The organism is Kitasatospora sp. NPDC058048 (assembly GCF_042885555.1).
Classification (GTDB): domain Bacteria; phylum Actinomycetota; class Actinomycetes; order Streptomycetales; family Streptomycetaceae; genus Kitasatospora; species Kitasatospora lactacystinica.
The window spans coordinates 40,395-60,308 of the sequence record NZ_JBHVRT010000002.1 but is presented as its reverse complement, the minus strand read 5'-3'; the positions used below and the strand labels follow the sequence as shown (position 1 = coordinate 60,308).

The following is a 19,914-nucleotide window of genomic DNA, read 5'->3' as shown; positions in this document are numbered from 1 at the left end:
GCGTGACTGTTTACGGTGCAACGAACAGCGTTCCGGAACGCGTGGACGTCCTGGTGGTGGGTGCCGGGCAGGCAGGCCTTTCCGCCGCCTACCACCTGGGCCGCCGCGGTTTCGCCCCGTACCGGGCGGGCGTCGACGGCGGTTTCGTCGTCCTCGACGCCAACGCCGTCCCCGGGGGCGCCTGGGCGCACCGCTCGCCGTCCCTGCGGATGGCCACCGTGCACGGCGTCCACGACCTCCCCGACGCCGAACTCCCGCCGCCGGACCCCGGAGCCCGCGCGCGCGAGGTGGTGCCGGAGTACTTCGCAGCGTACGAGGTCCGACACGCGCTCCCGGTCGTACGCCCGGTCGCGGTGCGTGCCGTACGCGCCGAGTCCGAACGACCGGACGCCCGGCTGCTGGTCGAGACCGACCACGGTGTCTGGTCCACGCGCGCACTGATCAACGCCACCGGCACCTGGACCCGGCCCTTCCTCCCGCACTACCCCGGTCACTTCGCGGGCCGCCAGCTGCACTACGCCGAGTACCGCGGTCCCGAGGAGTTCGCCGGCCGGCGCGTGCTGGTGGTCGGTGGCGGCGCCTCGGCGGTCCAGGTGCTGTCGGAGGTCGCCGCCGTCGGCGAGACGGTGTGGGTCACCCGCTCCGAACCCCTCTACCACGACGGACCGTTCACCCCCGAGTACGGGCGCGCGGTGGTCGCCAAGGTCGAGGAGCGAGTCCGGCAGGGCCTGCCGGTGCGCAGCGTGGTCAGCGTGACCGGGCTCGGCCCGTCCGTCGCCCTCCGGCGCGCCCAGGAGCTGGGCGCGCTGCGCCGCCGTCCGATGTTCGACCGCCTGACCGAGCACGGGGTCGCCTGGGGCGACGAGGAGCTGCCGGTGGACGCGATCGTCTGGGCCACCGGCTTCCGGCCCGAGGTCGGGCACCTCGCCCCGCTCGGGCTGCGCTCCCCCGGCGGCGGGATCGCCCTCACCGGCACCCGCGCCACCGCCGACCCGCGCGTCCACCTGGTCGGCTACGGTCCGTCCGCCAGCACCGTCGGCGCCAACCGGGCCGGCCGCGCGGCTGTCAACGACCTGGTCGGGCTCCTCGGGGACCCGGCGCTCGCGGCACCGACCGGCGGGAGCCCGGCGCTCGCGGACCAGGTCGCGGAACCCGCCGCCGTCTGAGCTCGCTCAGCGGTCGTAGTCGACGGTCACCCGGTCGGTGAGCGGGCGGGCCTGGCAGGTCAGGACGTACCCGGCCGCCAGCTCCTTCTCCTCCAGGGCGAAGTTGCGGCGCATCTCCACCTCGCCCTCGGTGACCAGGGCGCGGCAGGTGCCGCAGACTCCGCCCTTGCAGGCGAACGGCAGGTCGGGCCGGGAGCGCTGGGCGCCATCCAGGATCGAGCGGTCGCGCGGCAGGCAGAGCGTGCTGCCGCGGCCGTCGAGCACGACGGTCACCTCGCTCTGCGGGCCCGACCCGCCGTCGGCCGAGGCGTCCGTCCGGTCCCAGTCCTCGTCGCGCTCCGGGAGCGGCTCGTCCTCGGCGTGGAACAGCTCCTGGTGCACCCGCTCGCCCGGCACGTCCAGTTCGGCGAGCAGGTCCTTGGCCCCGGTGACCATGCCGAACGGGCCGCACAGCCACCAGTGCCCGACGCTCCCGACGTCCACCAGCGCCGCCAGCAGCGCGCGTACCCGCTCCGGGTCCAGCCGGCCGCTGAGCAGCTCGGCGTCCCTGGTCTCCCGGGAGAGCACGTGGACCAGCTGGAAGCGGCCGAGGTAGCGGTCCTTGAGGTCGGCCAGCTCGTCCGCGAACATCACGGTGTCACTGCGCCGGTTGCCGTAGAGCAGGGTGACGGTGGAGCTGAGGTCGGCGGCCAGCACGGAGGCGGCGATCGACAGCATCGGGGTGATGCCGGAGCCCGCCGCGAGCAGCACGTGGTCGGCCGGGACCCCCAGCTCGGGGGTGAACAGGCCGGACGGCGTCAGCACCTCCACCTCCTCGCCGGGCTTCGCCTCGCGCACCAGCCAGCGCGAGAACAACCCGCCGGGCACCTCCCGGACGGCGATCCGCAGCGGCCCTCCGACCGGGGCGCAGATCGAGTACGAGCGGCGCTCGTCGGCGCCGTCCACCAGCTTGCGCAGGGTCAGGGTCTGCCCGGGGCGGAAGGCGTACTCCTCCGCCAGCCCGTCCGGCACCGCGAAGGTCACCGCGACGGCGTCCTCGCAGAGCCGCTCGACCCGGTCGATCCGCAACCGGTGGAAGGTCGGACGGCGGGCGGGGCGGATGCCGGTCGCGGACCCGGTGTCGGCGGACGCGGAGACCACGGATCCGGTGTCGACGGACGCGGTGTCGACGGACGCGGGAACAGCGGCGGCGGGAACGGCGGAGCCGGCGGCGGCGGAAGCGGCGGGCATTCAGATCTCCTTGACGCGTTCGAACGGCTCGCGGCAGGCCCGGCAGCGCCAGAGCGCCTTGCAGGCGGTGGAACCGAAGCGGGACAGCTCCTCCGTGTCGGTCCCGCCGCACTGCGGGCACGGCACGGGGGGAACGGTGCCCGGCCCGGCCGCGGTCGGGGCTCCGGAGCGGGTCGGGCCGAGCGTGAGCGCCACCGGTCCGGCCGCGGCCGCGACGGCGGCGGTCGGGCGCGGTGGGGCGATGCCCGCCTCGGCGAGCTTGCGGCGGCCCTCGGCGGTGATCAGGTCGGTGGACCACGGCGGGTCCAGCCGCAGCCGCACCCGGACGTCCGGGTAGCCGGCCGCGCGCAGCCGGCGGTCCACATCGGCGGCCATCTCGGCGACGGCGGGGCAGCCCGAGTAGGTCGGGGTCAGCCAGGCGGTGACGGTACCGCTGCCGCCGTCCACCTCGACCCCGGCCAGGACGCCCAGGTCGGCCAGGGTGAGCATGGGCAGCTCCGGGTCCGGGACGGCCGCGGCGACGGCCCAGGCCACGTCGCGGGTCGTCGGTTCCGCCGCGCCCGCCATGCCCGCTGTGCCCGTCGCGACCTCGTCGGTCACGATGCCGCCGGTCGCCACGTCGTCGGTCACCATGTCGCCCCCGGGTGGGCTCGGGCCAGCACCTGGAGCTCGGCGAGGAGCGGGCCGAGCGCCTCGGTGTGCACGCCGTCCCGGCCGGCCCGGCCGAGGACGGTGGCCAGCGGCGGCGCGTCCGGCATGGTCAGCCCGGCCTCGGCGAGGACGGCGGTGAGCGAGCGCAGCACCGGTTCGCGCAGGGTCGCCGGGTCGACACCCGCCCGCAGCTCCACCGGGTGCGCCGTGAACAGCTCCTCCAGCAGCGGCCAGACCGCGTCCAGCCCGGCCTGCATCCGCTCGGCCGAGTACGGCGTGCCGTCGCCGAGACGAAGCGTCCAGGCGGTCGCGTACTCCCGGTGGTAGGCGAGCTCCTTGACACCCCGGGTGGCGACCGCGGCCAGCACCGGATCGGGGTGCACGCTCAGCGCCTCGTACAGGGCGCCGCGCGCGGTGGCGAACAGCAAGAGCCGGGCGATCGAGTACGCGAAGTCGCCGTTCGACGTCTCCACCAGGCGGACGTTGCGGAACTCGTGCTCCTCGCGCCAGTACGCCAGGTCGTCCTCGGTGCGGCCGGTGCCGTCCGCCTGCCCGGCCCGGGTGAGCAGCAGGCGGGCCTGGCCGAGCAGGTCGAGGCCCAGGTTGGCGAGCGCGACCTCCTCCTCCAGCTCGGGCGCCCGGGTGCACCACTCGATCAGCCGCTGCGCGAGGACCAGGGCGTCGTCGCCCAGCATCTGGCAGTAGGCGGCGAGGTCGGCGCCGTCCAGACCGGCGGGCAGCGTGGTGTCCACGCCGAGCAGCGGGTCGGCGAAGCCCGTCCCGTACGCCCAGCGGCCCTCGCCCTCGGGTCCGGGGGCGGCGTCGGCGAGGCTGAGGTAGACGTGGTCGTCCTGGCCGCCGCCCGGGCCGGCGCCGGTGCTGGTTCCGGTGGTGGAGGTGGTGTGGTCGTGCACGGTGGCTCCCCCGTCAGATGTGCGGGACATCCTCGGGGATGTCGTAGAAGGTCGGGTGGCGGTAGACCTTGTCGCCGCTGGGATCGAAGAACGGGTCGCGCTCGTCCGGGGTGGAGGCGGTGATCGCGTCCGAGCGGACCACCCAGAGACTCACGCCCTCGTTGCGCCGGGTGTACAGGTCGCGGGCGGCGAGCAGCGCCATCCGGTCGTCGGCGGCGTGCAGCGAACCGACGTGGACGTGGTTCAGCCCCCGCCGGGGGCGCACGAACACCTCGTACAGCGGCCAGCCGGCCTTGGACCCGGCCGGGGAGCCAACCTGGGGCTCGGTCACTTTCCGTTCTCCTGTTCGGTGGCTTCGGTGAGTCCGGGGGCTTGGGCGGCTCCGGGGGCTTGGGCGGCTCCGGCGGTTTCGGCAGCCCCGGCGGTTTCGGCAGCCTCGGCGGCTCGGGCAGCCTCGGCGGCGCGTTTGGCCGCGTAGGCGACGGCGGCCTCGCGCACCCAGGCGCCGTCCTCGTGGGCGGCACGGCGGCGTTCGATCCGCTGGGCGTTGCAGGGGCCCTGGCCGTGGATGACCCTGGTCAGCTCGGACCAGTCCGGCTCACCGAAGTCCCAGCCACCGCGCTCCTCGTTCCAGCGCAGCTCCGGGTCAGGGAGCGTGACCCCCAGGTGCTCGGCCTGCGGGACGGTCATGTCGACGAACCGCCGGCGCAGCTCGTCGTTGCTGTGCCGTTTGATCCGCCAGGCCATCGAGCGGGCGCTGTTCGGCGAGTCGGAGTCCGAGGGGCCGAACATCATCAGCGACGGCCACCACCAGCGGTCCACCGCGTCCTGGACCATCCGGCGCTGGGCCTCGGTGCCGCGCATCAGCGTCATCAGGAGCTCGTAGCCCTGGCGCTGGTGGAAGGACTCCTCCTTGCAGATCCGCACCATCGCGCGGGCGTACGGGCCGTAGCTGCACCGGCAGAGCGGGACCTGGTTGCAGATCGCGGCGCCGTCCACCAGCCAGCCGATCACCCCGACGTCGGCGAAGGTGAGGGTCGGGTAGTTGAAGATCGAGGAGTACTTCTGGCGGCCGGAGATCAGCTTCTCGGTGAGCTCTGCGCGGTCGACGCCGAGGGTCTCGGCGGCGGCGTAGAGGTAGAGGCCGTGACCGGCCTCGTCCTGGGCCTTGGCGAGCAGGATGGCCTTGCGGCGCAGGGACGGCGCCCGGGTCAGCCAGTTGCCCTCGGGCTGCATGCCGATGATCTCGGAGTGTGCGTGCTGGGCGATCTGGCGGATCAGGGTGGCCCGGTAGGCGTCGGGCATCCAGTCCCTGGGCTCGATCCGCTGCTCGGCGGCGACGACCGCCTCGAACCGGTCCTCCGGCGTCTGCGCGGGGACCGCCTCGGCCACCTCTGCTGTCACCACAGTCCCCTCTCGTGTCCTGCCCGTCCTGCCCGGTCGGTTGCCGGAACGCCCGATCAACCAACCGACTGACCGTTCGGTCGGTACCATTCTGCGCAGCGGGGCGGAGGGATGGCAAGGTGCGAAACAGATAACAGCTGACAGATTCTGAAATCTGTCAGCTGTTATCTGTCGGCTGTCATCTGTTCGCCGGCGCCTGTCGGCCGTTGTCCGTCCGCGGCTGTCTGTCCGCTGCCTTCTGTTCGCCGGCGTCCGTCTACTGCCCAGCTCCACCGCTGTCGGCTGTCGGCTATCGGCTGCCTGCTGCCTGCTTCCGGCTGTCAGCTGCCCACCGTCAGCGGCTCACCGCAACGCCTCACCCCTCCGCGCGGTCGCGCAGTCGCGGCAGCGGAACGGCGAGCAGCGCCGCCAGCAGGGCGATCCGGGGGGCGATCTGGTCGAGCCGGATGTATTCGTGCCGGGCATGGGCCCCGGCACCGACCGCCCCGAAGCCGTCCAGAGTCGGAAGCCCGCGCGAGCCCGGCAGGTTGGTGTCCCCCGCCCCGCCCGCCGGACCGCCGTCCAGCTGCTGACCGAGCATCGCGGCCAGCGAACGCACGTGCCGCAGCAGCGGGTTGCCGGTCCGCTCGGGCCAGGCCGGACGGCTGGACAGCACCTCCGTACGAACCCGGGCACCCGGACGCAACGGGGCGAGCCGGGCGAGGTCGTCGAGCGTGCGGCGCTGCGCCTCGACGGTGGCGAAGCGCAGCCCCAACTCGGCCTCGGCCCGGCCAGCGACCACGTTGGCACGCGAACCACCACTGATCCGACCGGCGTTCAGCTCGGTGCCGGGCTGGCCGGCCAGGTCCCGCACCACCACGAGCTGGTCCACCAGCTCGTCGACCGCGGACACCCCGTCGTGGGCGTCGTTGCCCGCATGCGCCTCGCGGCCGGTCACGGTGAGCCGTACCCGGGTGCTGCCGCGCCGCGCGGTCTTCAAGCGACCGTCGGGGTGCGGTGGTTCGAGCCCCAGGACCGCCGCGGCTCCGCGCAACTGGCGCTCGACCAGGCGCCGCCCGTCCGGGCTGCCCACCTCCTCGTCGGAGACCACGACCAGGCGGACGGTCCGGTGCGGGCGCTCGCCCAGGTCCGCGAGCAGCGACAACGCGCTCTCCAGGACGGCGAGTCCGCCCTTCATGTCGACCACGCCGGGGCCGGTGAGCCGGCCGTCCTGCTCGGTCACCGGCCAGTCCGCGAGGGTGCCGACCGGCCAGACGGTGTCGTGGTGCCCGACGATCAGCAGGTGCGGCAGGGACTCGTCCCGGCCCTCCCACTCCAGCACGAGGTGGTCCCCGGCCGGTCCGGGCTCACGCCGGGCGGTGGCACCGGTGGCACGGAAGCCGGCCGCCAACTCCTCGGCGAGGGCGTCGAGTCTGGGCGCGTCCCCGCTGGGGGACTCGATCCGCGCCAGATCGGCACAGCGCCGCCGGACTGCTCCGGCGAGGGTACGGGCCCGGGCGCTGAGCGCCTGCGGCACACCGGGAAGCGCCGTGGTGGCGGTGGAGGCCCCGGGGGTGGCGGTGGCGGCCGGGCCCGCCGTGGGCTTTCCGGCCGTGCTCCTCGGCACCGCGGTCGTCGCCACCGTGTTCTTCGCGACGACGGCCTTGGCGAGGGACGACTTCGTGAGGGCGGACTTGGCCACCGCGGTCTTGGCTGCCGTGGTCCTGGCTACCGCGGTCTTGGCCGCTGCGGTCTTGGCGACGGCTGCCGCGGTCACGGCGGTCTTCGCCGCGCCGGTCACTACCGCGGCGGCCTGAGCCGAGGCGGCCGGAACCGCAGTGCCCTGAGCTGCAGTGGCCTGAGCCCCAGCGGCAGTTGCGGTGCCGGTGGTGGCGCCCGCAGAGATGACGGTGCCGGTGGCACCGACGGTGGTGGCGGCAGTAGTGGTGGTCGCGGCGGCTGCGGCGAGGGCCTCACCGTCGGTGGCTGCCGGGACGGTGACCGGCGTCGGGTCGGTTTCCACGGCGGCGCCCGGCACGGCGGGCGCCCCGACGATCTGGGGACTCAACGCTCGCCTCCGCGACCACCGCCGGTATACAGCGGCCGTACCGGCCGACCGCTCCCACCCGGGTACCAGGCCCGGCCGGACCGCACCGGTCGGCCGGGGTGATGGGCGGCCCACCGGATCGGCCCGTCTGGCCCAAGTACGGTGGAACGGTTGGGCGGCGTGCTTGGCATGTGCGTCCTCCTCGCTCGATCCGGGGGCCCCGGTCCGCCCGGAGCCCCCGTGGACGGTGGCCTCCTGGCAGCGGGCGCAATGGCCGGACCGCCGCAGGGAAGCCGAGATGTGAGCCTAGAAGAACCGTTCGGTTTCCTGCGAGGTGGCCCTGCTCCCAGCGTGCCGGTACCGGGCCCCGCTTCGGAGGCCGCCCGTCCACGATCGGCGCGGGCGCTCGGCGCGCGGGCCTGGATCGGCGCGCGGACGCGGTCGCCGGATCGCGCCCATCTCCACCATGGACCCGCCGCCCGAGTTCGGCAGCGCAAACGGCCAAGGCACGGCAATTCCACGCCGGATGGGTGACAGCGGCTCAGCATGCGATACGAACCGGGAGCACGCGGCGGCTCAGGGAAGCCCGCTGCACCGCCCACCCCGACTCCGGGGGAACGTCCGGGGAACACCCGCGTGAACACCGGCCGGTGCCGTGCCCCGGTGTGCCCCTCCGAGCCTCGACGTGCCTCGGTTGCCCGCCCGGACACGACAGGGAGGCGCCCCTGCACGGCGGGAGCAGGCCCGACACGGACGTGCACGAATGTGTGCGAGCGTGCGCGACCGACCGGAACCCCGGTGCGCGGCCCCGGCCGCAGTCGCTCTCCGCCGTTCGTCCTCAGCCACCGTCGCCCACCAGCCCGGCGTCGCGTGCGAGCAACGCCGCCTGGACCCGGTTGCCGACACCGAGCCCGGTCAGGATCCGGCTGACATGCGCCTTGACGGTGCTCTCGCGCATTCCGAGCACACCCGCGATCTCGGCATTGGAGAGGCCGTCGGCGAGTTCGCGCAGCACGTCGGTCTCCCGCGGGGTGAGCCCGGCGACCCGATGACGGGCGGCCACCGACCGGGGCGCCCCGACCCGGTGGTAGCGGTCGATCAGCCGCCGCGCGGCCGCAGGGTGCAGCATCCCCTGACCGCCCGCGACGACGTGGACGGCCCGGGCGATCTCCGCGGGCGGGGTGTCCTTGAGCAGGAAGCCGTCCGCCCCGGCCGCGAGCGCCTGGTACACGTACTCGTCCAGATCGAAGGTGGTGAGGGCGATGACCCGCGGGCCGTCCGGGAGTTCGCGCAGCCGGCGAGTGGCGGCGATCCCGTCGAGCCGGGGCATCCGGATGTCCATCAGCGCGACGTCGATCCGCCGGCTGCCGGCGATTTCGACGGCTTGCAACCCGTCGGCGGCCTCGGCGACCACGGTGAGTGCCGGGTCCTGGGCCAGGAGGTCGACCAGGCCGAGTCGAACCAGCGCGTCGTCGTCGACCACCATTGTTCGGATCATGCGGCACCCTTCGGCAGCTGCTTCGGTTCCTGGTCCTGGTCCTGCTCCTGCCCTTGCCCCTGCTCCTGCCCTTGCCCCTGAGACGCCCGCGCCGGGTCCGACGACGCGCGCCCCGGTGGTGGTGGCGAACCCTCGCCCGGGACGGGAGCCGGGTCGGGCACCAGCTGCGGCGGGCGGTCCGGCGCGGGCAACCGGGCGGAGAGCCGGAAGCCGCCGCCACCCTCCGGACCGGCGTCGAGGTGGCCGCCGAGGGCCTCGACCCGTTCGGCCAGCCCGACCAGCCCGTACCCGCCGCCGGCCCGCGACCCGTCCGGCATCGCCTCGCCCGGGCCGTTGCGGACCTCGACCGTCGTCGCCGGCGCCCCGTAGCCGACCCGGACGGTGACGGGCGCGGCGTGCGCGTACTTGCGGGCGTTGGTCAGCGCCTCCTGGACCAACCGGTGCACGGCCAGCCGGTGGGTGGTCGGGATGGTCTCCGGGTCTCCCGAGAGGGCGAGTTGGACCCGTTGGCCGGCCTGGGTCGCCTCGCCGACGAGTTCGGTGAGGTCGCGCAGGGCTGGCGCCGGGACGCTCCCGGCCTCGGCCGGCACGGGCGGATCGCCTCCCGCGGCGTGCGGGGCCGGAGGGTCGGCCCGCAACGCGCCCAGGACGTCGCGCAGATCGTCGAGCGATCGGGCGGCAGTGGTGCGCAGCAGTTCGAGTCGGTGGGTGAGGCGGTCGGTGTCCGCGGCGACGGTACCGGCCCTGGCCTGGTCGCGCAGCACCCCGGCGTGCAGCACCAGGAGGCTGAGCCGGTGGGCCAGCACGTCGTGCATCTCCCGGGCGATCCGGGCGCGTTCGGCGGCTCGGGCCTGGTCGGCACGCAGCTCGCGCTCGCGGCGCAGCGCGTCGACCTGCTCGTGCAGGGTGCGGATCAGCACCCGTCTGCCGTGCAGCCACAGGGCGACCGCCAGGACGGCGGCCTGGACGAGGAGTTGGGACCCGGCGGTGCCGGCCCAGCCGATCAGCGAATCCGCACCCGCCGCACTGCCCACCACGATGGCCGCGCCGGCCGCCACCGCCGGGCCGGTCCGGCCCAGGTAGGCGAGGTGGAAGACGCTGAACAGGCCGGGGAAGGCCCGGTTGAACGACCCGCCGGTGAGTGCCGGCAGCACGGCCGAGGCCACCGGGTAACGGCGGGCGAAGACGAGCGAGAGCGCGGCGAGCGCGGCAACGACCGTGCGCGGCAGGCGCAGTGGACCGTCGGAGCGCGCCCACTGGACCAACGCCTCCTCGATGGCCAGGCCGAGCACTCCGAGCAGCAACAAGGTATCGATTCCGGCCCGGTGGTCCGGCCCGTACCAGCCGAGCACGCTCCTGCGCATGACGCCCCTCCTTTCCTCTCCCCCGCCCCGAAAGCCTTCCGCAGGTTCGGTGTTCGGTACCTCGGGCTCGATGCTAGGGGCGCTCGACCGTGGAACACCTCTGTCTTCCGGGTAACCGCACCCTCGACTTTCGTCGGGGGTCGGCGCCACTGACCGGCCGATTCGCGGCGGCCCCGCCCTGCCTAGCGTCGACGGCATGACCAGTGAACGGCTCCACCACGGCCCCAAGTCCCTTGCCCCCCGGTACGGTTCGTCCGTCGGCGGGGACCGCCTGCTGTTCCTCGCCGAGGCCCTGCGCACCTTCCACGACACCGGCGCGCTGGCCCCGAGCGGCCCCGAGCTGGTGAACGCGCTGGTGGTACCGGTCACCAGCCGCCCGAACCGTCCGATCTCGGTGCTGGAGGTCGGTGCCGGAACGGGCGTGGTGACCCGCCGGCTCGCCCGAGTGCTGCGCCCGGGTGACCGGTTGCACGTCGTCGAGGCCAACCCGCGGTTCGCCGAGCGGCTCCGGGAGGACCCCGTCCTGGCCGCGCGCCACCCCGGCATCGGGCTGCGGCTGTCGGCCTGCCGGGTCGAGGAGCTTCCGGAGTCCCGTGCGGCGGAGCCGGAGGGGGCCCGGCCGGAGGACTGCGCGCAGCGGTACGACGCGATCGTGTCCGGGCTTCCGTTCACCAACTTCGAGCCCGCGCGGGTACGCGACATCCTCGACCTCTACCTGCGGCTGCTGGCGCCCGGTGGCGAGCTGACGTACTTCGGGTACCTCGGCACGACGACGGCGCGCACCCTCACCTCGGGCCCCCGCCGGGGCGCCCGCCACCGGGCGGTGGTGCGGCTGCTGCGGGGGTTCGAGGCGGCGTACGGCCTGGGCGAGCGCACGGTGTGGCGCAACGTGCCGCCCGCCCGTGCCTACCTGCTGCGGGCGCCGGGCGGACGCGAGGCCTGGGCGCCGGGCGGGAGCGCGGCCGGTGAACCGACGGCCGCCGCGAAGAAGCCGTGGACGGAGCGGGCGGAGGCGGAGACGACGGCGACGGCGACGGGGACGGGGACGGGGACGAGCGGCGATCGACGGGCGGGGCGGCCCCGGTCGCCCGATGACGGACCGGGGCCGGGGCCGGCCGCGACTCTCCGGCGGTGAGGAGCCTCGATGACCCTCTCGGTACGTGACGTGGAAGCCCGCAACCGCTTCGAGGCCTGGGAGGACGACCGGCCGACGGGCTTCGCCGAGTACCTGCGCGGCGACCAGCTGGTGGTCTATCCGCACACCGTGGTCGAGCCCGCCTTCGAGGGCCGGGGCATCGGCAGTGCGCTGGCCCGCGCGGCCCTGGACGACGCCCGCGCCCGCGGCCTGGCCGTGCTGGCGACCTGCCCCTTCATCAAGGGCTGGATGCTCCGCCACCCCGAGGTCACCGATTTCGCGTACGAGAACCGCAGCCGGGTCGCCCGCTGACGGTCGGCGGGCAGCCGTGTCGCGACCGTTCGGGCAGCTGCGGCGGGGGTGGTTGATCCAGGGGGCGTTCGTCCGAACAAATGACAACAGACAGAGTTCAACTTTCAGATAACAGACGACAGCGAACAGATTTTGAAATCTGTTCGCTGTCGTGCCACAGTGGCACCCGGGCCACCCTGCCCCCGCCTCCCGGCGCCGCACCCGCCCCTTGGAGCCCCCGTGTCCCCGCACACCCGCCCCGCCCAGCGCACCCTCGGCACCACAGGGCCGGTCACCTCGGCCCTCGGCCTCGGCTGCATGGGCATGTCCGACCTGTACGGCCCGGCCGACGAGGCCGAGAGCATCGCCACCATCCACGCGGCCCTCGACGCCGGAATCACCCTCCTCGACACCGGCGACTTCTACGGCATGGGCCACAACGAGCTGCTGATCCACGAAGCGCTGCGCGGCCGCGACCGCGAGAGCGTGCAGATCAGCGTGAAGTTCGGCGCCCAGCGCGGCCCCGACGGCCAGTGGCTCGGCTACAGCACGAGCCCCGCCGCCACCAAGACCGCGCTCTCCTACACCCTGCGCCGCCTGCGCACCGACCACATCGACGTCTACCGCCCGGCCCGTCTGGACCCGGACGTCCCGATCGAGGAGACCGTCGGCGCCATCGCCGACCTGGTGAAGGCCGGCTACGTCCGCCACATCGGACTCTCCGAGGTCGGCGCCGACACCCTGCGCCGGGCCGCCGCCGTCCACCCGATCAGCGACCTCCAGATCGAGTACTCGCTGCTCTCCCGCTCGATCGAGGCCGCCGTCCTGCCCGCCGCCCGCGAGCTCGGCATCGGCATCACCGCCTACGGCGTGCTCTCCCGCGGCTTGCTCAGCGGCCACTGGGACCGGGAACGCGCCCTCGCCGGCACCGACTTCCGCAGCCACAGTCCGCGCTTCCAGGGCGAGAACCTGGCCCACAACCTGGCGCTGGTCGAGGCCCTGCGCGAGATCGCCGCCGCGCGGGGCGCGACCGTCGCCCAGGTCGCCATCGCCTGGGTGGCCTCGCGCGGGCAGGACGTCGTCCCGCTGGTCGGCGCCCGCCGCCGGGACCGTCTGACCGAGGCCCTCGGCGCGCTCGACGTCACGCTGACCGGGCCCGACCTCGCCGCCGTCGAGGCCGCCGTACCCGCCGGCGCCGCCGCAGGTGACCGGTACGCTGCCGCACAGATGGCCCACCTGGACAGCGAGCGCTGACCGCACCACCGGCACCGCCGCCGCACGCCCCGACCGCACGACCAGACCGCACGACCCAAAGGACGGACCTCCCCGTGACCACGGACACCACACTCACCGCCGAGCAGATCCTGATCGCGGCGGAGGACGTCCTCCGGCGGTTCGGCCCGGCCAAGGCCACCGTCGTGGACGTCGCCCGAATCCTCGGCGTCAGCCACAGCAGCGTCTACCGCCACTTCCCCAGCAAGGCCGCGCTGCGCGAGGCGGTCACCCAGCGCTGGCTGGACCAGGCGCACCACGAGCTGGCGACCGTCTCCAATGAGGGCGGCCCCGCCTCCGAGCGGCTGCACCGCTGGCTGAGGACGCTGTTCACGGCCAAGCGGAAGAAGGCGCTGGACGACCCGGAGCTGTTCGCCACCTACATGGTGCTGGTCGAGGAGAACAGCGGCCTGGTGAACGCCCATGTCGACACCCTGGTCGACCAGATCGCGCAGATCGTCACGGACGGCACGGAGCGCAAGGAGTTCAAGCTCGCCCACATCCGCAACACCGCCCGCGCCGTCTTCGACGCCACCGGCCCCTTCCACGACCCGGCCTACGCGTCCACCTGGTCCACGCCCGGGGTCGACGACCGGTTCGAGGCCGTCTGGAAGCTCGTCCTCGGTGGCCTGAAGATGAAGTGACGGTACGTCAGCACACGGGGCGCCGGCGAGCGGCGGGAAATCCGTTCGCCGGCGCCCCGCCCGTCCGGCAGACTGCCGCGCACAGTTGATCTCACTCGGAGGATGACATGCGTGCGGCCCGCCCGGTCCTGGACAGCCTGGAGGGGCTCGCCCTCGGCGATGCCTTCGGCGACCGCTGGTTCTCGGTCCCGCCGGACGAGGCACCCGCCGCACTGGCCGCCCGCCTGGTCCGGCGCGCGCCCTGGCACTGGACCGACGACACCGCCATGGCGCTCGTGCTGGTCCGCCACCTGCTCGGTGCGGGAGAGGTCCGGCCGGACGCGCTCGCCCGGGAGTTCGCCGCCGAGTACGCCCGTGAGTACGGCCGCAAGTACGGCCCGTCGATGCACCGGGTACTGCGCGGGATCGGCGCCGGCGGGGACTGGCGCGCCATCACCGCGGGCCAGTTCGAGGGCCAGGGCTCGCACGGGAACGGCGCCGCGATGCGGGTCGCCCCGCTGGGGGCCTGGTTCGCCGACGACCTCGACACGGTGGTCCGGCAGGCCGAACTGCAGGCGCTCACCACCCACTTCCACCCGGAGGCGGTCGCCGGCGCGGTGGCGGTCGCCCTCGCGGCGGCGCTGGCGGTCCGGAGCCGGGGCGGAAGCCCGCCCGGCCGGGCCGAGTTGCTGACCGAGGTCGCCGGACGGCTGCCGGACTGCGAGGTCCGCTCCGGGCTGCGGATCGCCGCCCGGCTGCCCGGGCACACCAGCGTCCGGCACGCCGCCACCGTGCTCGGCTCGGGGACGCTGATCTCCGCCCCGGACACCGTGCCATTCGCCCTCTGGTCCGCGGCCGGGCACCTGGACTCGCTGTCCGAGGCCGTCTGGCACACCCTGGAGGGCTGGGGCGACAAGGACACCACCTGCGCCATCGCCGCCGGCGTGGTCGCCGCCCGGACCGGACTCGCGGATGTGCCGCCCGGCTGGCTCGCCGCCCGCGAGCCGCTCCCGCACTGGGTCGCCGAGGCGTCCGGGGCCCCCGGGGCGTCCGAGGCGTCCGAGGCGTCCGAAGCGTCCGGCCGCGGGCCGGCGGTCAGCGGCGGGTGATGAAGCGGAACACCTTGTAGGCGAGGAGCAGGACCATCGCGCCGCCGATCGCCGACACCCAGGTCGTGATGTCGAGGAAGCTCACCTTCACCGCCCCGTGCATCCAGTTCGAGACGATCCAGGTGCCGATGTAGGAGCCGGTGATCCCGATCAGGGTGCTGCCGATCAGGCCGCGCTCACCCCTCGACATCGCCATCCTGGCCAGCGTCCCCGACACCAGGCCCAGCACGATCCACGCCATCCAGCTCATCCGCCGCCCCTTGCGTCATCGGTGTGACGACCCCGTCGAGCCCCCGGGTCCGACCGGAAGGACGTACGAGAGCCCCGCACCGTTCCAGCGCCCGGAAGGACCGGTGCGAACCGGCCATCCGGGCGCGACCGCTCTGGGCGGCGGACCCCTTCACGGCAGGCCGTCCCATGGCCTCCCGGGTGCCGGTGACGGAAAGAACCCGGCCGTCAGCGGCGCGAGTTGCCGAACAGCAGCCGGTAGACGATCAGCAGCACCAGGGCGCCGCCGATCGCCGACACCCAGGTCGCGGCGTCGAAGAAGTGCGCGGTGACCGAGCGGTGCAGGAAGTGCGACGCGATCCAGCCGCCGACGAACGATCCGGCGATGCCGATCAGGGTGGTCACGATCAGGCCGCCCGGGTCCTTCCCCGGCAGCAGCAGCTTGGCCAACGCACCTGCCAGCAGGCCCAGCACGATCCACGCGACGATGCTCATTCCGACATCCCTCCCGTCCGCGGCGCCCCGGGCCCCGTCCCGTGCGCTCTGCCCGGAAGGACGCCTCCGCCCGCCACCCGGTTCCGCCGCCCGGTTCGGCCGCAGGGATCTGACGGGGTCAGCCACGTGGTCAGTCGCGGCGCCCGCCACCTGCAGGCCGGCGTTCGATACCGGTCGGCGGGGCCGGACCGCCCCCGCGCGTGGCGCCCTTCCTGCCCGCCGCCGACGCCGAAATACTGCGACCATGCGCATCCTGATCGCCACCGCCGGCTCCCGGGGCGACGTGGCCCCCTTCACCGGGCTCGGCGTCCGCCTGCGGGCGGCCGGACATCAGGTGGCCGTCGCGACCCACGACACCTTCGCCGGGCCCGTACGGGCCGCCGGGCTGGAGTTCCGCCCGCTACCGGTCGACCCGCGCGCCGAACTCGCCTCCGCCGAGGGACGGCGCCTGCTGCGAGCCGGCAGCGGGCCGAGTGGAATCCTGCAACTCCTGCGGCTCGCCAGGAGGTTCATGCCCGCGCTCGGCGAGGGCATCGCCGATGCCACGGCGCTCGGCACCGATCTGCTGCTGACCACCAGCACCACCAGCGCGCTCGGCCAGGTCGCCGCCGAGGCGGCCGGCATCCCCAGCATCGGGCTGTACCTCCAACCCCTCTCCCCCACCCGGGAGTTCGCGCCCGCTGTCACCGGTACCCGGTCGCTCGGCCGGTCCGGCAACCTGTTGGCGGGGCACGCCGTCCAGGCCGCGACGGACCGGCTCTTCAGGCCGGCCGTCCGCGGGCTGCGGCAGCGGCTCGGCCTGCCGCCGCTCAGCGTCGCCCGGGCCCGTCGCGACCACCCCGTCCTGCACGGCTTCTCGCCGCTGGTGGTGCCCCGGCCCGCCGACTGGCACCCCCGGCTGGACGTGGCGGGCTACTGGTGGCCACCCGAGCGGCCGGACTGGACACCCCCGGACCGGCTGCTCGACTTCCTCGCCGCCGGACCGCCGCCGGTCTTCGTCGGCTTCGGCAGCCTGGTCGTCCCCGACCCCGACCGGCTCACCGCCACCGTCCTCGCCGCCGCCCGCGCCGTCCGGGTGCGCCTCCTCCTCCAGTCCGGCTGGAGCGAACTGGCCGCCGAGGACTCGGACTCCGTCCTGACCATCGGCGACACCCCGCACGACTGGCTCTTCCCCCGCACCGCCGCCGTGGTCCACCACGCGGGCGCCGGAACCACGGCGGCCGCCCTCCGCTCCGGGACTCCCACCGTCCCCGTACCCGCCCAGCTCGACGCACCGTTCTGGTCCGCCCGGCTGGCCCTGCTCGGCGTCTCCCCCGGCCCCGTCCCGCTGCGCACCCTGACCCCCGCCCGCCTCGCCACCGCCCTGCGCCTGACCCTCGACGACCCCCGCTACCGCACCCGCGCCCGGGCCGTCGCGGCGGCCCTGGCCGTCGAGGACGGCACCGCGAAGGTCCTCGCCGCCGTCGACCGAGCGGCGGCAGCGAACGGGTGAGGAACGACCGGCGGCAGCGAACGGCGGGCGGCAGGCGACAGGCGACAGGCGACGAACAACGGCGAACGACGAACAGCCGACAACCAACAGCTGACAGATTTCAACATCTGTCAGCTGTTCGCCGTCATCCGTCAGCCCTCCCCCGCCCGCGCAACTCCCCTCCCGAACAGCCCGCTCAGCCCCAGGTACACCACGGCCGCCGCCGCGAGCCCAACGGCCCAGCCGTAGTCGGCGAGCGGCTTGAGGACGGGGATCAGGCCGTCCGCCGGGAACGGGCCCTGCTTCGCCCCATCGGCGTCAAGCGTGGAGTACGAGCCGCCGACCGCCAGCACGCCGCCCACCAGGAGCCCCGTGACGGCCCTCCAGTTCCAACCGGCCGCGTACCAGTACGCCCCGCCCGGCCGGTACAGCTCGGCGAGCCGGAGGCGGGTACGACGCAGCACCCAGTAGTCGGCGATCAGCACTCCGCCGACGGTGCCGAGCAGGCCGCCGACCACGCCCAGCCAGGTGAAGATGTACACGTGCGGGTCGGAGATCAGCCGCCACGGGAGGATCGCGATCCCGACCACCCCCGTGATCAGCGCCCCGGTCCGGAAGCCGACGAGGCGGGGCAGCAGGTTGGCGAGGTCGTAGGCGGGCGACACGACGTTGGCGGCGATGTTCACCGACAGCGTCGCGACCAGCACGGTCAGCAGCGCGAACAGGATGCCGACCGGGTTCTCCATCTTGGCGGCCAGCTGGATCGGATCCCACACCGGCACCCCGTAGACGGCCTCGGAGCCAGAGGTGACCAGCACGGACAGGAACGCGAAGAGCGTCATCGTGGTGGGCAGGCCGAGCGCCTGCCCGCGTATCTGGGCCCGCTGACTGCCGCCGAAGCGGGTGAAGTCGGGGATGTTCAGCGCGAGCGTGGACCAGAACCCGATCATGCCCATCAGCGCCGGGAAGAAGACCTTCCAGAAGCCGCCGCCCCACCCCAGCCTGGACGGCTGGTCGAGCAGCGGCCCGAGCCCGCCCGCCTTGACGGTGATCCACACCAGCAGTGCGAGCGCGCCGACGATGACGAACGGCGCCGCCCAGTTCTCGAACCGCCGCAGGGCCTCCATCCCCCGCGCGATGATGGCCATCTCGATCAGCCAGAACAGCAGGAACGAGAGCCACTGGGTCCACGGGTGTCCGCCGAACTCCCCGGCGGTGCGCCAGGATTCACCGAGCAGTTTGCCGGCCAGCAGGAAGATGCCCTCGCCGCCGATCCAGGTCTGGATGCCGAACCAGGCGCAGGCCACCGCCGCCCGCAGCAGGGCCGGCAGGTTGGCGCCGCGCAGCCCGAACGAGGCGCGGGCGAAGACCGGGAACGGGATGCCGTACTTGGTGCCGGCGTGCCCGGTGAGCAGCATCGGGACCAGCACGACGAGGTTGGCGAGTGCGATGGTCAGCACCGCCTGCTTCCAGTCCATGCCGAGCGCGACCAGGCCCGAAGCCAGGGTCCAGGACGGGATGTTGTGGGCCATGCCGACCCAGAGCGCGAGGAAGTTGTACGTGGTCCAGGTGCGCCGCGCCACCGGGACCGGCCGCAGGGCGTCGCTGGTGAATCCATTGGGGGGCAACTGTCCGGCGGCCGGGCCGAGTTCGACCCGGCCGTCGGGGTGATGAAGCTGTCTGCTGCCGCTGGTTTCGGTTCCGGACACGGACAACTCCCGTCCGCCGCGGCCGAATCCACGGCCGGGCTCAGGTGGGGGTCAGGGGCGGGTTCACAAGCAGGCTCACGGTCGGCTTCACGGGCAGGTTCACAGGCAGGTTCACGGCCGGGCTCACAGACAGGCGCACAGGATGGTTCACGATCGGCGGCACGGGCAGGACGCCGCACGGAGCTGCGCGGGCCGGCGTCACAGGTGCGGGATGACGTCCGTCCCGTACGCGTCGATGGTGGCCTCGATGGCGTCGTGCATGGCGTAGACGGCGAACTGGTCGACGCCGAGCGAGCGGAGCTCCGCCAGCCGGGCCCGGTGCGCCTCCGCCGGGCCGATCAGGCAGAAGCGGTCGACGATCTCGTCCGGGACGAAGGCCGTGTCCGGGTTCCCGGCCCGCCCGTGGTGGCTGTAGTCGTAGCCCTGCCGGTCCTTGATGTAGTCGGTGAGCGCCTCCGGTACCAGGTCGGAGTGCTCGCCGTAGTGGCTGACCAGGTCGGCCACGTGGTTGCCCACCATCCCGCCGAACCAGCGGCACTGCTCCCGGGCATGGGCGAGCGCCTCGGGCGAGTCGTCCGCGGTGACGTAGGCCGGGGCGGCGACGCAGACGGTGATCGAGTCCGGATCCCGGCCGGCCTCGACGGCGGCGGCCCGCACCGCCTTGACCATGAACTCGGTGAGGTACGGATCGGCCAGCTGAAGGATGAAGCCGTCGGCCTGACGGCCAGTCAGGTTCAGTGCCTTCGGACCATAGGCGCCCATCCAGATCGGCAGCGACGCGCCGGAGCGAACCCACGGCAGGTGCATCTCGGTGCCGTCCACCTCGGCGGTGCGCCCCTCGGCCAACTCCTTGATGGCGTGCATGGCTTCGGAGAGCCGGGCGAGGGTGGCGGGGCGTCGTCCGGCGACCCGCATGGCGGAGTCGCCGCGGCCGATGCCGCAGACGGTCCGGTTGCCGTACATGTCGTTGAGCGTGGCGAAGGTGGAGGCGGTCACCTCCCAGGTGCGGGTTCCGGGGTTGGTGACCATCGGGCCGACGGTCATCCGCTCGGTCTCGGCGAGGATCCGGCTGTAGATGACGAAGGGCTCCTGCCAGAGCACGCAGGAGTCGAAGGTCCAGCCGTGGCTGAAACCGGCCTGCTCGGCGCGGATCATCCGGTCGATGAGCAGCCTGGCGGGCGGGTCGGTCTGAAGGACGAGGCCGATGTCCATGGAGGGCTCCAGGTAAGGGTTCTGCCCGCCGCCGACCGGCCCCCGGCCGGATCGGAGCGGCGGGCGGACAGCGGTCGGACGGCGAGCGATGAAACGGCGAGCGGTCGAACGGCGAG

Annotated in this window: 19 protein-coding genes; 7 read left to right on the top strand and 12 right to left on the bottom strand. The window is 73.9% G+C overall.

What is annotated here, in order from left to right; all coding sequences use genetic code 11:
- Nucleotides 1-2: 2 nt before the first annotated feature.
- Nucleotides 3-1,166, top strand: a complete 1,164-nt coding sequence (locus ACFVVA_RS02340; protein ID WP_387684885.1) for an NAD(P)-binding domain-containing protein — start codon at nt 3-5, stop codon at nt 1,164-1,166.
- A 6-nt stretch (nt 1,167-1,172) separates the two neighbouring features.
- Here the strand turns inward: ACFVVA_RS02340 and paaE are convergent, their stop codons facing one another.
- From paaE to ACFVVA_RS02300, 8 genes are all read right to left on the bottom strand, one after another.
- A complete protein-coding gene (paaE, locus tag ACFVVA_RS02335; protein ID WP_387684883.1) occupies nt 1,173-2,396 on the bottom strand; it encodes a 1,2-phenylacetyl-CoA epoxidase subunit PaaE in 1,224 nt (407 codons plus the stop codon).
- Nucleotides 2,397-2,963: a 1,2-phenylacetyl-CoA epoxidase subunit PaaD gene (gene paaD, locus ACFVVA_RS02330; RefSeq protein ID WP_387685331.1), complete on the bottom strand. Its 567-nt coding sequence runs from the start codon at nt 2,961-2,963 to the stop codon at nt 2,397-2,399.
- 59 nt (nt 2,964-3,022) lie between these two features.
- On the bottom strand, nt 3,023-3,961 hold the full coding sequence (gene paaC / locus ACFVVA_RS02325) for a 1,2-phenylacetyl-CoA epoxidase subunit PaaC (protein ID WP_387684881.1): 939 nt from the start codon (nt 3,959-3,961) through the stop codon (nt 3,023-3,025).
- A gap of 13 nt (nt 3,962-3,974) precedes the next feature.
- Nucleotides 3,975-4,292, bottom strand: coding sequence for a 1,2-phenylacetyl-CoA epoxidase subunit PaaB (paaB, locus tag ACFVVA_RS02320; RefSeq protein ID WP_359900510.1), 318 nt, complete (start codon nt 4,290-4,292; stop codon nt 3,975-3,977).
- On the bottom strand, nt 4,289-5,455 hold the full coding sequence (gene paaA, locus ACFVVA_RS02315; RefSeq protein ID WP_387684878.1) for a 1,2-phenylacetyl-CoA epoxidase subunit PaaA: 1,167 nt from the start codon (nt 5,453-5,455) through the stop codon (nt 4,289-4,291). The genes paaB and paaA overlap by 4 nt, the downstream gene beginning before the upstream one ends.
- A gap of 265 nt (nt 5,456-5,720) precedes the next feature.
- A complete protein-coding gene (locus tag ACFVVA_RS02310) occupies nt 5,721-7,412 on the bottom strand; it encodes a M20 family metallopeptidase (RefSeq protein ID WP_387684876.1) in 1,692 nt (563 codons plus the stop codon).
- Between the two features lie 817 nt (nt 7,413-8,229).
- Nucleotides 8,230-8,889, bottom strand: a complete 660-nt coding sequence (locus tag ACFVVA_RS02305) for a response regulator transcription factor (protein ID WP_359900504.1) — start codon at nt 8,887-8,889, stop codon at nt 8,230-8,232.
- Nucleotides 8,886-10,253, bottom strand: coding sequence for a sensor histidine kinase (locus ACFVVA_RS02300; protein WP_387684874.1), 1,368 nt, complete (start codon nt 10,251-10,253; stop codon nt 8,886-8,888). Before ACFVVA_RS02300 ends, ACFVVA_RS02305 begins: the two co-directional genes overlap by 4 nt.
- A 196-nt stretch (nt 10,254-10,449) precedes the next feature.
- On the opposite strand from ACFVVA_RS02300, the gene ACFVVA_RS02295 reads away from it, so the two are divergent.
- From ACFVVA_RS02295 to ACFVVA_RS02275, 5 genes are all read left to right on the top strand, one after another.
- Nucleotides 10,450-11,388 (top strand): class I SAM-dependent methyltransferase, encoded by a 939-nt coding sequence (locus ACFVVA_RS02295; RefSeq protein WP_387684872.1) that lies wholly within the window; start codon nt 10,450-10,452, stop codon nt 11,386-11,388.
- A 9-nt stretch (nt 11,389-11,397) separates the two neighbouring features.
- Entirely contained in the window at nt 11,398-11,700 is a 303-nt protein-coding gene (locus tag ACFVVA_RS02290) for a GNAT family N-acetyltransferase (protein ID WP_387684870.1), read from the top strand.
- Between the two features lie 297 nt (nt 11,701-11,997).
- Nucleotides 11,998-12,933: an aldo/keto reductase gene (locus ACFVVA_RS02285; RefSeq protein ID WP_387685329.1), complete on the top strand. Its 936-nt coding sequence runs from the start codon at nt 11,998-12,000 to the stop codon at nt 12,931-12,933.
- A 74-nt stretch (nt 12,934-13,007) separates the two neighbouring features.
- Nucleotides 13,008-13,595 carry a TetR family transcriptional regulator gene (locus tag ACFVVA_RS02280; protein ID WP_387684868.1) on the top strand — a complete coding sequence of 196 codons (588 nt, stop codon included), beginning with the start codon at nt 13,008-13,010 and terminating at the stop codon, nt 13,593-13,595.
- A 107-nt stretch (nt 13,596-13,702) separates the two neighbouring features.
- Nucleotides 13,703-14,683: an ADP-ribosylglycohydrolase family protein gene (locus ACFVVA_RS02275; protein ID WP_387684866.1), complete on the top strand. Its 981-nt coding sequence runs from the start codon at nt 13,703-13,705 to the stop codon at nt 14,681-14,683.
- Here the strand turns inward: ACFVVA_RS02275 and ACFVVA_RS02270 are convergent.
- Both ACFVVA_RS02270 and ACFVVA_RS02265 read right to left on the bottom strand, forming a co-directional pair.
- Complete coding sequence (locus ACFVVA_RS02270; RefSeq protein WP_359900491.1) at nt 14,670-14,933, bottom strand: GlsB/YeaQ/YmgE family stress response membrane protein; 264 nt, start codon at nt 14,931-14,933, stop codon at nt 14,670-14,672. The genes ACFVVA_RS02275 and ACFVVA_RS02270 overlap by 14 nt on opposite strands.
- A gap of 206 nt (nt 14,934-15,139) precedes the next feature.
- Nucleotides 15,140-15,406 (bottom strand): GlsB/YeaQ/YmgE family stress response membrane protein, encoded by a 267-nt coding sequence (locus tag ACFVVA_RS02265; RefSeq protein WP_355254305.1) that lies wholly within the window; start codon nt 15,404-15,406, stop codon nt 15,140-15,142.
- A 244-nt stretch (nt 15,407-15,650) separates the two neighbouring features.
- Here ACFVVA_RS02265 and ACFVVA_RS02260 point away from each other — a divergent pair, with 244 nt between their 5' ends.
- Nucleotides 15,651-16,898, top strand: coding sequence for a glycosyltransferase (locus tag ACFVVA_RS02260; protein ID WP_387684864.1), 1,248 nt, complete (start codon nt 15,651-15,653; stop codon nt 16,896-16,898).
- Nucleotides 16,899-17,029: 131 nt separating this feature from the next.
- On the opposite strand, the gene ACFVVA_RS02255 is transcribed toward ACFVVA_RS02260, so the two are convergent.
- Nucleotides 17,030-18,586 (bottom strand): NCS1 family nucleobase:cation symporter-1, encoded by a 1,557-nt coding sequence (locus ACFVVA_RS02255; RefSeq protein WP_387684862.1) that lies wholly within the window; start codon nt 18,584-18,586, stop codon nt 17,030-17,032.
- 198 nt (nt 18,587-18,784) lie between these two features.
- On the bottom strand, nt 18,785-19,798 hold the full coding sequence (locus tag ACFVVA_RS02250; protein WP_387684860.1) for a TIGR03842 family LLM class F420-dependent oxidoreductase: 1,014 nt from the start codon (nt 19,796-19,798) through the stop codon (nt 18,785-18,787).
- Nucleotides 19,799-19,914 lie beyond the last annotated feature (116 nt).